The organism is Microbacterium sp. NPDC055599, assembly GCF_053618975.1.
This window is the reverse complement of record NZ_JBSHIM010000012.1, coordinates 123,320-136,087: the sequence shown is the minus strand read 5'-3', so window position 1 is coordinate 136,087 and position 12,768 is coordinate 123,320. Positions and strand designations below refer to the sequence as shown.

Here is a 12,768-nt window from a genome sequence, read left to right as displayed (position 1 = left end):
AAACTATCGCGATGGAGCTCCACCAGTTGCAGATCCTCCGCGAGCTCGGCGCCCTCGGGAGTGTGACCGCGGTCGCCGAGGCCCTGCGCGTCACGCCGTCCGCGGTGTCGCAGCAGCTCGCCGCCCTCCAGCGGGCGTTCCCCACACCGCTCACCCGTCGCGAGGGACGCTCGCTCGTGCTCACTGCGGCCGGAGAGGTCCTGGCCGCGGCGGGCACCGAGGCGATCGACGCGATGGCCGCCGCGAGGCACGCCCTCGACGACTTCGAGGAGGCGGCGACGGGCGTGGTGAGCCTCAGCGGCTTCCACAGCGTCGGGCAGGCGCTGTTCGGGCCGCTGCTGCGTGAGCTGTCCGCGCTGGATGCCGCGCCCACCGTGCAGCTCACCGACGAAGATGTCGCCCAGAGCGAGTTCCCCGCCCTCACCTCCCGGTACGACCTGGTGCTCGCGCATCGCATGGAGCACTCCGATCCGTGGCCAACGGCGGGTGTGCGCAGTGTCACGCTCGTGCGCGAGCCGCTCGACGTGGCGGTCGCCGCCGATCATCCCCTCGCCACGCGGTCGAGCCTGAAGCCCGCCGACGTGGCGGCAGAGCGCTGGGTGACCAGCCGCACCGGCTACTCCCCCGACGACGTGCTGCGCGCCGTGTCGGCCGTCGCGGGGCGCCCGGTCGACGTGCTCCACCGCATCAACGACTACGGCGCCGTGTCCGCCGTCGTCGCCGCGGGCGGGGTGCTCGGCATGCTGCCGCGCTTCACGTCGCGCAGCGTCGACGACCGTGACATCGTGCGCATCCCGCTGCGTGGCGTGAGCACGCACCGCATGATCGACGTCCTGGCGCGGCCGGAGAACCTGCGCCGGCGGTCCGTCCGCGTGGTCGTCGACGCGCTGCGCGCCGTGATGGTCGGGCTGCGCACCGAGGCCGACGATGCGCTCGGCACGGGTCGTTAGGCTCGGGGAATGACCGACGCCACGAACCCGCTCCTCCAGCCGTCGTCCCTTCCCTTCGGACTGCCGGACTACCGGGCGATCCGCGCCGAGCACTACCTCCCGGCGTTCCAGGCCGGGTTCGCGGCGCAGCTCGCCGAGGTCGCGAACATCACGCGGGTGCGATCGATGCCCACGTTCGAGAACACGATCGAGGCGCTCGAGCGGTCCGGGGAGCTGCTCGACCGCGTGGCGCACACGTTCTACACGGTCAGCTCGGCCGACGCGACACCGGAGATCCAGGAGATCGACGAGCAGCTCGCGCCGCTCATGGCCGCGCACCAGGACGCGATCACCCTCGACGCGGCCCTCTTCTGGCGCGTCGAACGCGTGCACGAGCAGCGCCATGCTCTGCCCCTCGACCCCGAGCAGCGCTACCTGGTGGAGCGGTACCACCGCGAGATGACGCACGCGGGCGCGGGCCTCGACGACGCGGCCAAAGCCGAGCTCACGGCCCTCAACCAGCGGCTCTCCGTGCTCACCAACACCTTCGAGCGCAACCTGCTGGGCGACACGAACGACCTCGCCGTGGTGTTCGACTCCGCGGCCGAGCTCGACGGCCTCAGCCAGGGCGAGCTCTCCGCGGCCGCCCGCGCCGCCGCCGACCGCGGGCTCGACGGCCGGTACCTCCTCACCCTGCCGCTGTTCACCGGCCATCCCGCCCTGGCCCGCCTCGGCGTGCGGGAGTCCCGGCGGCGCGTCCTGGCCGCGTCGCGCGCCCGGGGCTCGCGCGACAACGCGAACGACAACCGTCCGGTCCTGCGCGAGATCGTGCGCCTGCGGGCCGAGCGCGCCGCACTTCTCGGGCACCCCTCGCACGCGGCATACGTCACAGCCGACGAGACGGCGGGCTCTCCCGAGGCGGTCGAGCGGATGCTGCGCCGGCTGGCTGCTCCGTCGGCCCGCAACGCGCGCGCCGAGCGCGCGGCGCTCCAGGCGCTGGTCGACGAGTCGGAGCCCGCTCCCTTCCCGGTCGAGGCGCACGACTGGGCGTTCTACGCCGAGAAGGTGCGCACCGCCCGCTACGACATCGACACGGCTGCGCTGCGCCCCTGGTTCGAGGCGGAGCGCGTGCTGCAGGACGGCGTGTTCTTCGCGGCGACCCGGCTGTACGGAGTCACCTTCCGCGAGCGCGACGACCTGGTCGCCTACCACCCCGGAGCCCGGGTGTTCGAGGTGCGCAACGCCGACGGTTCCCCGCTCGGCCTCTACGTGCTCGACCTCTACACCCGCGACTCCAAGCGCGGCGGCGCCTGGATGAACGCGATCGTCAGCCAGTCACGACTCCGCGGCAGCGCGCCCGTCGTGGTCAACAACCTCAACGTCCCCCAGCCCGGAGAGGGAGAGCCCACGCTGTTGACGCTCGATGAGGTGACGACGCTGTTCCACGAGTTCGGGCACGCCCTGCACGGTCTGTTCGCGACGGTGACGTACCCCCACTTCGCCGGCACCAACGTGTTCCGCGACGTCGTCGAGTTCCCGAGTCAGGTCAACGAGATGTGGATCCTCTGGCCCGAGGTCCTGGACAACTACGCCCGCCACCACGAGACGGGAGAACCGCTCGACCCCGCGATCGTCGACCGCCTCCGGGCGACCGAGACGTTCGATCAGGGACACGCGACGAGCGAGTATCTGGCCGCCGCCTGGCTCGACCAGGCCTGGCATCGGCTCTCCGTCGACGACGACGTGGACGACGTCGCGGGGTTCGAGGCCGCGGCGCTGGCAGACATCGGGCTCGACGACCCCGCCGTGCCGACGCGGTATTCGTCGACGTACTTCGCGCACGTGTTCTCCGGCGGTTACAGCGCGGGGTACTACTCATACATCTGGAGCGAGGTGCTCGACGCCGACACGGTCGAGTGGTTCCGGGAGAACGGGGGCCTCGCCCGCGAGAACGGCGACCGCTTCCGGGAGCGTCTGCTCGGGGTCGGCGGGTCGAAGGACCCCCTGGAGGCGTATCGCGACTTCCGCGGCCGCGACGCCGAGATCGCGCCGCTGCTGAAGCGCCGTGGACTCGACGGCTGACCCGTGGCACCCTGAGCACATGAACGCCTTCTCCGACGCCCCGTTCGGCCCTGCCGACCGGCTCGACCTCGACCCCGTCCCGCTCGCGGTCATCCGCCACGAGGCGCTCCGTCTCGCCGATCTCCGTGACGCCTTCGACTCCGGGTATCGCGCCATCGGCGACGCGTTCGCCGCCGGCACGCTGCTTCCCGCCGGTCCGGCACTGGCGATCTACCACGGCGACCCGATGGGTGTGTTCGATCTCGAGCTCGGGTTCCCCGTGCAGGCCTCGCCGTCCGACCCCCTCGCCACCGGTGACGGCACCGCCATCGTCGCATCCACGCTTCCGTCCGGATCCGCGGTGGCGACCACCGTCCTCGGCTCCTACGACGGTCTCGGGGCCGGATGGGCGGCTCTGGTCGCACGGGCGGCGGAGGCGGACCTCCATCCGCGCGGCGTCTGGATCGAGGTGTACGTCTCCGACCCGGACACGGCGCCGGAGGACCTGCGCACCGACCTCATCATGCCGGTCGGTTGACCGCCCCGCCGGCGTCGGTCGGGGTCAGGCGCTCTTGCGCTTGCGCTCCATCACCACGGTGGGCGGGGCGCCCTCGTCGACCGCGGCGCGCGTGATGATGACCTTCGCGACATCGTCGGCGGACGGGATCTCGAACATGACGGGGCCGAGCACGTCCTCGAGGATCGCGCGGAGCCCGCGGGCACCGGTCTTGCGCTCCACCGCGAGGTCGGCGATCGACCGCAGCGCCTCCTCCTCGAACTCCAGCTGCACGCCGTCGAGCTCGAACATGCGCTGATACTGCTTCACGAGCGCGTTGCGCGGGCCGGTGAGGATGTCGATCAGCGCGGCCTGGTCGAGCGGCGACACGTTGGTCACGACCGGCAGACGCCCGATGAACTCGGGGATGAGGCCGAACTTGTGGAGGTCTTCCGGCAGCACCTCGCTGAACAGGTCGAGGTCCTTGCCCTTGTCGTGCAGCGGGGCGCCGAAGCCGACGCCGTGCTTGCCGACGCGCGCCGACACGATGTCCTCCAGCCCGGCGAAGGCGCCGGCCACGATGAACAGCACGTTCGACGTGTCGATCTGCAGGAACTCCTGGTGCGGGTGCTTGCGGCCGCCCTGCGGCGGAACCGAGGCGACCGTTCCCTCGATGATCTTCAGGAGCGCCTGCTGCACGCCCTCGCCCGACACGTCGCGGGTGATCGAGGGGTTCTCGGCCTTGCGGGCGATCTTGTCGACCTCGTCGATGTAGATGATGCCCTGCTCGGCGCGCTTCACGTCGTAGTCGGCGGCCTGGATGAGCTTGAGGAGGATGTTCTCCACGTCTTCACCCACATAGCCCGCCTCGGTGAGCGCGGTGGCGTCGGCGACGGCGAACGGCACGTTGAGGCGCTTGGCGAGCGTCTGTGCCAGGTAGGTCTTGCCGCAGCCGGTCGGCCCGATGAGCAGGATGTTGCTCTTGGCGATCTCGACCTCTTCGGCCTTCTGCTCCGCCGGCTGCAGGGTGCCGTGCGCACGGACCCTCTTGTAGTGGTTGTAGACGGCGACGGCGAGGGCGCGCTTCGCGGGCTCCTGGCCGACCACGTACTCCTCGAGGAACGAGAAGATCTCCCGCGGCTTGGGCAGTTCGAACTCGGCGACGCCCTCGGCGGACGACTCCGCCATGCGCTCCTCGATGATCTCGTTGCACAGCTCGACGCACTCGTCGCAGATGTACACGCCGGGACCCGCGATGAGCTGCTGCACCTGCTTCTGGCTCTTTCCGCAGAAAGAACACTTGAACAGGTCAGCGCTTTCACCGATGCGGGCCATGCGCGTCCTCCTATGGGGGATCAGAGATCGTCCTTCGAGCCTAACCGCTGCATGCGACACCGGGCCGCATTGGCGCGGACTCGCTTCCGCGCGGCCCCGGCATCGAGAAGGGCCCCGCCCGCGGGATGCGCGACGGGGCCCCTCGTGCGGTCCGAGCTCAGACCATGCTCTTGGTGTGCCAGACGGTCTTCACCTCGGTGAACGCGGCGATCCGCTCGGGCGAGGCGACGACCTCGCCCGGAGCGACCACGCGCTTCAGGGTCTCCGCGGCGGCGATCTGCAGGTCGACCCAGTCGAGCGCTCCCGCGCCGGACAGGTCGAGCGCGTTGACGTCCTGGTGCGCGGCGAGCCAGGGCGCCATCTCCGCGGGCGACCCCGTCAGCACGTTCACGACGCCGCCGGGGAGGTCGCTCGTGGCCAGCACCTCCGCGAGGCTGATCGCCGACAGCGGGTGCTGCTCGCTCGCGATCACGACGACCGTGTTGCCCGCGACCAGCGCGGGCGCCACGACCGAGACCAGCCCGAGCAGCGCCGAGTCCTGCGGCGCGACGATCGCGACCACGCCGGTCGGCTCCGGCACGGAGATGTTGAAGTACGGGCCGGACACGGGGTTCGCGTTGCCCGCCACCTGGGCGTACTTGTCGCACCAGCCCGCGTACCAGACCCACAGGTCGATCGCCTCGTCCACCTGCGCGGTGGCCGCCGAGGACGACACGCCCTCCTGCGCCACGATCTCGTCGATGAACTGCGCGCGGCGCCCCTCCAGCACCTCCGCGACGCGGTACAGCACCTGGCCGCGGTTGTACGCGGTCGCCCCCGACCATCCCTTCACGGCCGCGCGCGCCGCGGTGACCGCGTCGCGGGCGTCCTTGCGCGAGGCCTTGGCGGCGTTCGCGAGGAAGCCGCCCTTGCGCGACACCACCTCGTACGTGCGACCCGACTCGCTGCGGGGGAAGGCCCCGCCGATCGCGAGCTTGTAGGTCTTCGGAACGCTCAGTCGCTTGCTCATGCTGCGGCTCCCTTGAGGTACGCGGTGAGCCCCTGGCGGCCGCCCTCGCGGCCGTATCCGGACTCCTTGTAGCCGCCGAACGGGCTCGACGGGTCGAAACGGTTGAACGTGTTGGCCCACACCACACCGGCGCGCAGCCGGTCGGCGACGGCGAGGATGCGCGAGCCCTTGTCGGACCAGATCCCCGCGGAGAGGCCGTACGGGGTGTTGTTCGCCTTCGCGATCGCCTCGGCGGGCGTCCGGAAGGTCAGCACGGACAGCACGGGCCCGAACACCTCGTCGCGCGCGATGCGGTGCGCGGCCTCGACACCGGTGAAGATCGTCGGCGCGAACCAGAAGCCCTGGTCGGGGATGGCGCAGTCGGCGGTCCAGCGCTCGGCACCCTCCGCCTCGCCGATGTCGCTCAGCTCGCGGATCCGCGCCAGCTGGGCGGCGGAGTTGATCGCGCCGATGTCGGTGTTCTTGTCGAGCGGGTCGCCGAGGCGCAGCGTCGACAGCCGGGCCTTGAGCCGGTCGACGACCTCGTCGTGGATGGACTCCTGCACCAGCAGGCGGCTGCCGGCGCAGCACACGTGGCCCTGGTTGAAGAAGATGCCGTTGACGATGCCCTCGACGGCCTGGTCGATCGGGGCGTCGTCGAACACGATGTTCGCCGCCTTGCCGCCCAGCTCCAGCGTCAGCTTCTTGTTCGTCCCGGCGACCGCGCGAGCGATGTCGCGACCCACGCCGGTGGAACCCGTGAAGGCGACCTTGTCCACGTCGGGGTGGCGCACGAGCGCGGCCCCGGTCTGCCCGGCACCCGTGACGATGTTCACGACGCCCGCGGGAAGGTCGGCCTGCTGCAGGATCTCCGCGAACAGCAGGGCCGTGAGCGGCGTGGTCTCGGCCGGCTTCAGCACGACCGTGTTGCCGGCGGCGAGAGCGGGCGCGAGCTTCCACGCGAGCATGAGCAGCGGGAAGTTCCAGGGGATGACCTGTCCGGCGACGCCGAGCGACCGCGGGTTCGCGCCGAGCCCGGCGTAGTCGAGCTTGTCCGCCCAGCCCGCGTAGTAGAAGAACCAGGAGGCGACGAGGGGAACGTCCACGTCGCGGCTCTCCTTGATGGGCTTGCCGTTGTCGAGGCTCTCGGCGACCGCGAGCTCGCGCGCGCGCTCCTGCACCAGGCGCGCGATGCGGAACAGGTACTTGCCGCGGTCGCGGCCGCTCATCCTCGACCACGTCTTGTCGTAGGCGCGGCGGGCGGCGGCGACCGCACGGTCGATGTCCTCGTCGCTCGCGGACGCGATCTCAGCGATGCGCTTCTCGCTCGACGGGGAGATGGTCGTGAAGGGGGTGCCCGAGCCGTCGACGAACTCGCCGTCGATGAACAGGCCGTAGCTGTCCCGGAGGTTCAGGATCGCGGTGGACTCCGGTGCCGGAGCGTATTCCAGAAATGACATGGTCGTCTTCCCGTCAGTCGATGGTGACGTAGTCGGGGCCCGAGTAGTGGCCGGAGCGGAGCTTCTGTCGCTGCAGGAGCACGTCGTTGAGGAGGCTGGAGGCGCCGAAGCGGAACAGGTGCGGCTGCAGCCACTCCTCCCCCACGGTCTCCGCCACGGTGACGAGGTACTTGACCGCGTCCTTCGAGGAGCGGATGCCACCGGCCGGCTTCACGCCGATCCGCTCGCCCGTGCCGCGGTACCAGTCGCGCACGGTCTCCAGCATGAGCAGCGTGGTGGGCAGCGTGGCCGCGGGCTGCACCTTGCCGGTCGACGTCTTGATGAAGTCGCCGCCCGCCAGGATCCCGAGCCACGACGCGCGCTTGATGTTGTCGTACGTGTTCAGCTCACCGGTCTCCAGGATCACCTTGAGCGAGGCGTAGGAGCCGTCCTCGCGGCGGCAGGCCTCCTTGACCTGGGCGATCTGGTCGAACACCAGGCCGTACCGGCCGGAGAGGAAGGCACCGCGGTCGATCACCATGTCGATCTCGTCGGCGCCCGCCGCGACCGCCTCGGCGGTGTCGGCCAGCTTGATCGCGAGCGACGACCGGCCGCTGGGGAACGCCGTGGCGACCGCGGCGACCGAGATGAGGCCGTCGTCCGGGTCGCCGTGCACGGAGCCCAGCGCCTCGACCGCGCCGCCGACCATGTCGCCGTAGACGCACACCGCGGCCACGCGCGGCGTGGAGGGGTCGGCGGCGTCGGGGGTCTTCGCCTTGGCGACGAGCGAGCGCACCTTGCCGGGGGTGTCGGCACCTTCGAGCGTCGTGAGGTCGATCAGACGGATGATGGTGTCGAGCGCCCAGGCCTTCGAGGTCGTCTTGATCGAGCGGGTGCCGAGACCGGCCGCCCGCTGCTCCAGCCCGACCGCGTCGACGCCCGGGAGTCCGTGCAGGAAGCGGCGCAGCGTGGCGTCGTCCGGCTCTCCGCCGAGGACGTCCACCGCCGCCCTGCGGCTGAGTTCTGTGGTGGTCACTGTTCCTCCAACAATGCTCGTGCTGTGGTCTCGTCGGTGACCAGCACGCTGCACAGGCCGCTGGTCACCACCGTTCGTGCGATGTCGTGCTTCGCGGGTCCCGCGGTCACGAAGACCGCGCGGTCGGCGCCGCGCAGCCGGTCGAGCGAGACGCCCACGGTGCGGGCGTCGAGCTGCGGGTCGACGATGTTCCCCTCCGCGTCGACGTAGCGGCCGAGCACGTCGCCGACGGCTCCGCGGCGTGCGAGCTCCTCCACGTCGTCCGCGCGGAGGTAGCCGTTCTCGACGTGCGCCGACGACGCGTCGCAGGGACCGGCGGTGAACAGGAACGCCTGCGCCTCCGCGGCCTCCTCGAGCACGGCCGCGACGGTGCGGTCGCCCTCGATGGCCCGCTTGGTCTCGACGTGCTCCAAAATCGCGGGACTCGGCAGCAGTGAGACCTGGCCGGACGCGCGCTGCGCGATCGTGACAGCCAGCCCCGCCGCGCCTCCGGAGCGGCGGTTGAGGCTGACCCCGCCGTTGAGCTGCACGACGGTGACGCCGTTGGCCCAGCCGTCGGGGAGCGCCTCGGCGACGGCGCGGAGGGTCTTGCCCCAGCTCACGCCGAGCGTGCGGGGTACCGGACGCATCGCGGTCAGAAAGTCGGCGGCCGCCTGGGCCACCCGCTCGAGCGTGCCGTCGTCGCCCTCCGGAGCAGGCACGACCACCGCGTCCTTGAGCCCGAAGCGCTCGACCAGCTCTCTCTCGAGCCCGAGGCGACGTGCGCGGGGATGCACGATCTCGATGCGCACGATCCCTCTCTCCCGGGCCTGGGTGAGCAGCCGTCCGACCTTCCAGCGGGAGATCTTGAGGAGGCCACCGATCTCGTCCTGCGTCTTGTCCTCGTCGTAGTACAGCTCGGCCACCCGCACCATGAGCAGGTCTTCTTCCACGGCATCCTCCTTCCCTGTCCAGGGTAGGCCCGATTCAGCGTTCGCGCACGCATCTGCTCATATGCGCACCCGACCCCCGTCCCGACGCACATCCGCCGGGCACGCGAAAGGGCGCCCGTCTCTCGACGGACGCCCTCTCGAACAGCGGGGCTTACGCGCGCTTGCGCGACGTGAGCACCTGGTCGACGATGCCGTACTCCAGCGCCTCGTTGGCGGAGAGGATCTTGTCGCGATCGATGTCGCGGTTCACCTGCTCCACGGGCTTGCCGGTGTGACGCGCCATGGTCTCCTCGAGCCACGTGCGCATCCGGAGGATCTCGGCGGCCTGGATCTCGATGTCCGACGCCTGACCGTGACCGGCCTCGCCCATCGCCGGCTGGTGCATGAGCACGCGGGCGTTCGGCAGGGCCAGACGCTTGCCCGGCGCACCCGCGGCGAGCAGCACCGACGCGGCCGACGCCGCCTGGCCCAGCACCACGGTCTGGATCTGCGGCGCGACGTACTGCATCGTGTCGTAGATCGCGGTCATGGCCGTGAACGAGCCACCGGGCGAGTTGATGTACATCGTGATGTCGCGCTCGGAGTCCTGGCTCTCCAGAACGAGCAGCTGCGCCATCACGTCGTCGGCGGACGCGTCGTCGACCTGCACGCCGAGGAAGATCACGCGATCCTCGAACAGCTTGTTGTACGGGTCCTGGCGCTTGAAGCCGTAGGCCGTGCGCTCCTCGAACTGCGGGAGCACGTAGCGGCTGGACGGCAGGTTTCCGGCGGACTGGAACGTGGGTGTGTACATGGTGTCCTCTCGCATCCTCACTCGGCGCCCGTGCCGCCGCCGCCGGTGACATCACTGGCGTGCTCGCGGATGTGGTCGACGAAGCCGTACTCGAGGGCCTCCTCCGCCGTGAACCAGCGGTCGCGGTCTCCGTCGGCGTTGATCTGCTCGACCGGCTTGCCGGTCTGACCCGCCGTGATCTCCGCGAGACGCTTCTTCATCGACAGGATGAGCTGCGCCTGGGTCTGGATGTCGCTCGCCGTGCCGCCGAAGCCGCCGTGCGGCTGGTGCAGCAGCACACGCGCGTTGGGCGTGATGTAGCGCTTGCCCTTGGTGCCGCTGGTCAGCAGCAGCTGACCCATCGAAGCGGCCATGCCGATGCCGACCGTGACGATGTCGTTCGGCACGAACTGCATCGTGTCGTAGATCGCCATGCCTGCGGTGATCGAGCCGCCGGGCGAGTTGATGTAGAGGTAGATGTCCTTCTCGGAGTCTTCGGCGGCGAGAAGGAGGATCTTCGCGCAGATCTCGTTGGCGTTCTCGTCTCGCACCTCCGAGCCGAGCCAGATGATGCGGTCCTTCAGCAACCTGTCGAAGACGCTTGTCGCGACGAGGGGTTCAGCCATGTCAGCTCCTGCTTCCGTGTTTCAGTGATTCGAATCTACCGGCGTCAACGCAGCACTCAGGTCGTGTTCGCCGTCGGCATATCAGGTGTCGCGCTCGGCCATCTCCTGCGCGTACGCGGTCATCGAACGGTGATAGCGCGGCAGGTGCGGAACCAGCGCCAGCAGCGCCACCGAGAGCCCCTGATGCGGGCGTCCGGCACTCGCGAGGATCAGCGCATGCACCACGGCGACCGCGTCGCGGTACGGGCCGTCGGCGGAGGCCTCCTCCTCGGCGCGGATCACCGCCAGCGCCTCGTCGTACTCCCCCAGGTTGCGCAGCGAGCTCGCCAGCTGAATCACGCACTGCGGGCGATGCTCCTCATCGAGCCCGAGAGCCAGCGCCCGGCGATACAGCTCGACCGCCTCGGCCGGGCGCCCTGCGGAGTCCCTGGCGCCCGCCCGCTCGAACTCCGCCCGCGCGTCGTCCGGGCCGCGCTCGGCGGCCAGGGCGTCGATCCGTGCGATCGTATCGTCGCCGACCTCGTCACCGGTCGCCTCGGCCCACACCTGCTCGACCCGGTCGTCCCACGCGCTCATGCATCCTCCTCGTCGATGCGAAAGAAAGAGGGCGGATGCCGCAGCATCCGCCCTCCTCACCGTTCGTGCGATCACTCGCCCTTGTCGGCAGCCTTCTTGGCCGGAGCCTTCTTGGCGGCCGGCTTCTTGGCGGCGGGCTTCTCCTCCGCGTCGGCGTCCTTCTGGGCCGGAGCCTTCTTGGCCGGAGCCTTCTTGGCGGGAGCCTTCTTGGCGGCGGGCTTCTCTTCCGCGGGCGTCTCCTCGGCGGCCTCGTCCTGAGCGGCCTCGTCGTCGGTCACCACGAAGTCGGACAGATCGACGGGCTTGCCGTTGCTGTCGACGACCTTGACCTTGCCCAGCGCGATCGCGAGCGCCTTGTTGCGGGCGACCTCACCGACGAGGGCGGGCAGCTGGTTGGACGACTGCAGCGCCTCGACGAACTCCTGCGGAGCCATGCCGTACTGCGCGGCGGACTGGATGAGGTACTGCGAGAGCTCCTCCTGCGAGACCTGCACGTCGGCCTGCTCGGCGATCGTGTCGAGCAGCACCTGCGTGCGGAACTGCTTCTCGCTCGCCTCGGTGACCTCGGCGCGGTGCACGTCGTCTTCCAGGCGACCCTCGCCCTCGAGGTGGTTGTGCACCTCGTCCTCGATGAGCTGCGGCGGAACCGGGATGTCGATCTGCTCGAGCAGCGTCTCGACGAGCTTGTCGCGGGCGGCGGAACCCTGCGTGAACACGCCCTGCTGCGCGACGCGCTCGGCCAGGCTCGCGCGGAGCTCGGCGATCGTGTCGAACTCGCTGGCGATCTGCGCGAACTCGTCGTCGGCCTCGGGCAGCTCGCGCTCCTTGACGGCCTTGACGGTGACGGAGACCTCCGCCTCCTTGCCTGCGTGGTCTCCGCCGACCAGGGCGGAGCGGAACGTGGTGTCCTCGCCGGCGGTGAGCGACTCCACCGCGTCGTCGATGCCCTCCAGCAGCTCACCGGAGCCGATCTCGTACGAGACGCCCTCGGCGCGGTCGATCTCGGCGCCGTCGATCGTCGCGACCAGGTCGAGCTCGACGAAGTCGCCCTTCGCGGCCGGACGGTCCACGGGGATCAGCGTGCCGAAGCGCGCGCGCATGTTGTCGAGCTCGGCGTCGAGCGCGGCCTCGTCGGCCTCGACGGCGTCGACGGTCAGCGTGACACCCGCGTAGTCGGGGAGCTCGATCTCGGGACGGACATCGACCTCGATGTCGACGAGCAGGTCGCCCGAGAAGTCCTTCTCGTTCGGCCACTGCGTGATCTCGGCGGCCGGGCGGCCGACGATGCGCAGCTTGTGCTCGGTCGTCGCCTCGCGGAAGAACTTGTCGAGGCCCTCGTTGACGGCGTGCTCGATGACCGCGCCGCGGCCGATGCGCTGGTCGATGATCGGCGCGGGGACCTTGCCCTTGCGGAAGCCGGGGATCTGCACGTCCTGGGCGATGTGCTCGTAGGCGTGAGCGATGCTGGGCTTGAGGTCTTCCGGGGTGACCGTGATGCTGAGCTTGACCCGGGTCGGGGTCAGCTTCTCGACGGTGCTGTTCGCCATGCTGGTGTGTTCTCCTTGTGGTTTCCGCGCG

The 12,768-nt window shown here is 70.3% G+C and carries 12 protein-coding genes; 3 read left to right on the top strand and 9 right to left on the bottom strand.

Annotated elements, in window-relative coordinates; translation table 11 throughout:
- Positions 1–11: 11 nt before the first annotated feature.
- Genes ACWGQ1_RS13285 through ACWGQ1_RS13275 form a run of 3 tightly spaced genes read left to right on the top strand, consistent with a single transcriptional unit; the run spans position 12 to position 3,528 of the window.
- Positions 12–950, top strand: a complete 939-nt coding sequence (locus ACWGQ1_RS13285) for a LysR family transcriptional regulator (RefSeq protein ID WP_136030896.1) — start codon at positions 12–14, stop codon at positions 948–950.
- 9 nt (positions 951–959) lie between these two features.
- A complete protein-coding gene (locus tag ACWGQ1_RS13280; RefSeq protein WP_452313105.1) occupies positions 960–3,011 on the top strand; it encodes a M3 family metallopeptidase in 2,052 nt (683 codons plus the stop codon).
- Between the two features lie 19 nt (positions 3,012–3,030).
- Positions 3,031–3,528, top strand: a complete 498-nt coding sequence (locus ACWGQ1_RS13275; protein WP_136035768.1) for a GyrI-like domain-containing protein — start codon at positions 3,031–3,033, stop codon at positions 3,526–3,528.
- A gap of 24 nt (positions 3,529–3,552) precedes the next feature.
- Here ACWGQ1_RS13275 and clpX read toward each other — a convergent pair whose 3' ends face one another.
- The 9 genes from clpX to tig form a co-directional block, all read right to left on the bottom strand.
- Positions 3,553–4,821 (bottom strand): ATP-dependent Clp protease ATP-binding subunit ClpX, encoded by a 1,269-nt coding sequence (clpX, locus tag ACWGQ1_RS13270; RefSeq protein ID WP_136030889.1) that lies wholly within the window; start codon positions 4,819–4,821, stop codon positions 3,553–3,555.
- A 157-nt stretch (positions 4,822–4,978) separates the two neighbouring features.
- On the bottom strand, positions 4,979–5,830 hold the full coding sequence (locus tag ACWGQ1_RS13265) for an aldehyde dehydrogenase family protein (protein WP_136030887.1): 852 nt from the start codon (positions 5,828–5,830) through the stop codon (positions 4,979–4,981).
- Positions 5,827–7,269, bottom strand: coding sequence for an aldehyde dehydrogenase family protein (locus tag ACWGQ1_RS13260; RefSeq protein WP_136035770.1), 1,443 nt, complete (start codon positions 7,267–7,269; stop codon positions 5,827–5,829). Before ACWGQ1_RS13260 ends, ACWGQ1_RS13265 begins: the two co-directional genes overlap by 4 nt.
- A 13-nt stretch (positions 7,270–7,282) precedes the next feature.
- A complete protein-coding gene (gene deoC, locus ACWGQ1_RS13255) occupies positions 7,283–8,251 on the bottom strand; it encodes a deoxyribose-phosphate aldolase (protein ID WP_372490611.1) in 969 nt (322 codons plus the stop codon).
- A gap of 29 nt (positions 8,252–8,280) precedes the next feature.
- Positions 8,281–9,216 (bottom strand): sugar-binding transcriptional regulator, encoded by a 936-nt coding sequence (locus tag ACWGQ1_RS13250; protein ID WP_136030884.1) that lies wholly within the window; start codon positions 9,214–9,216, stop codon positions 8,281–8,283.
- 151 nt (positions 9,217–9,367) lie between these two features.
- The gene (locus ACWGQ1_RS13245) at positions 9,368–10,009 is read right to left on the bottom strand and encodes an ATP-dependent Clp protease proteolytic subunit (RefSeq protein ID WP_025105017.1); all 642 of its coding nucleotides are present in this window, start codon (positions 10,007–10,009) and stop codon (positions 9,368–9,370) included.
- Positions 10,010–10,026: 17 nt separating this feature from the next.
- Positions 10,027–10,614 (bottom strand): ATP-dependent Clp protease proteolytic subunit, encoded by a 588-nt coding sequence (locus ACWGQ1_RS13240; RefSeq protein ID WP_136030882.1) that lies wholly within the window; start codon positions 10,612–10,614, stop codon positions 10,027–10,029.
- A gap of 81 nt (positions 10,615–10,695) precedes the next feature.
- Positions 10,696–11,190 carry a tetratricopeptide repeat protein gene (locus ACWGQ1_RS13235; RefSeq protein ID WP_247638934.1) on the bottom strand — a complete coding sequence of 165 codons (495 nt, stop codon included), beginning with the start codon at positions 11,188–11,190 and terminating at the stop codon, positions 10,696–10,698.
- Positions 11,191–11,261: 71 nt separating this feature from the next.
- Positions 11,262–12,737 (bottom strand): trigger factor, encoded by a 1,476-nt coding sequence (gene tig, locus ACWGQ1_RS13230; RefSeq protein WP_452313104.1) that lies wholly within the window; start codon positions 12,735–12,737, stop codon positions 11,262–11,264.
- Between the last annotated feature and the right edge of the window lie 31 nt (positions 12,738–12,768).

What these genes read in the sequence shown, in the direction of transcription:
- ACWGQ1_RS13285 (WP_136030896.1), top strand. Translation starts at nt 12, where the DNA reads ATGGAGCTCCACCAGTTGCAGATCCTCCGCGAGCTCGGCGCCCTCGGG.
- ACWGQ1_RS13280 (WP_452313105.1), top strand. Translation starts at nt 960, where the DNA reads ATGACCGACGCCACGAACCCGCTCCTCCAGCCGTCGTCCCTTCCCTTC.
- ACWGQ1_RS13275 (WP_136035768.1), top strand. Translation starts at nt 3,031, where the DNA reads ATGAACGCCTTCTCCGACGCCCCGTTCGGCCCTGCCGACCGGCTCGAC.
- clpX (WP_136030889.1), bottom strand. Translation starts at nt 4,821, where the DNA reads ATGGCCCGCATCGGTGAAAGCGCTGACCTGTTCAAGTGTTCTTTCTGC.
- ACWGQ1_RS13265 (WP_136030887.1), bottom strand. Translation starts at nt 5,830, where the DNA reads ATGAGCAAGCGACTGAGCGTTCCGAAGACCTACAAGCTCGCGATCGGC.
- ACWGQ1_RS13260 (WP_136035770.1), bottom strand. Translation starts at nt 7,269, where the DNA reads ATGTCATTTCTGGAATACGCTCCGGCACCGGAGTCCACCGCGATCCTG.
- ACWGQ1_RS13245 (WP_025105017.1), bottom strand. Translation starts at nt 10,009, where the DNA reads ATGTACACACCCACGTTCCAGTCCGCCGGAAACCTGCCGTCCAGCCGC.
- ACWGQ1_RS13240 (WP_136030882.1), bottom strand. Translation starts at nt 10,614, where the DNA reads ATGGCTGAACCCCTCGTCGCGACAAGCGTCTTCGACAGGTTGCTGAAG.
- ACWGQ1_RS13235 (WP_247638934.1), bottom strand. Translation starts at nt 11,190, where the DNA reads ATGAGCGCGTGGGACGACCGGGTCGAGCAGGTGTGGGCCGAGGCGACC.
- tig (WP_452313104.1), bottom strand. Translation starts at nt 12,737, where the DNA reads ATGGCGAACAGCACCGTCGAGAAGCTGACCCCGACCCGGGTCAAGCTC.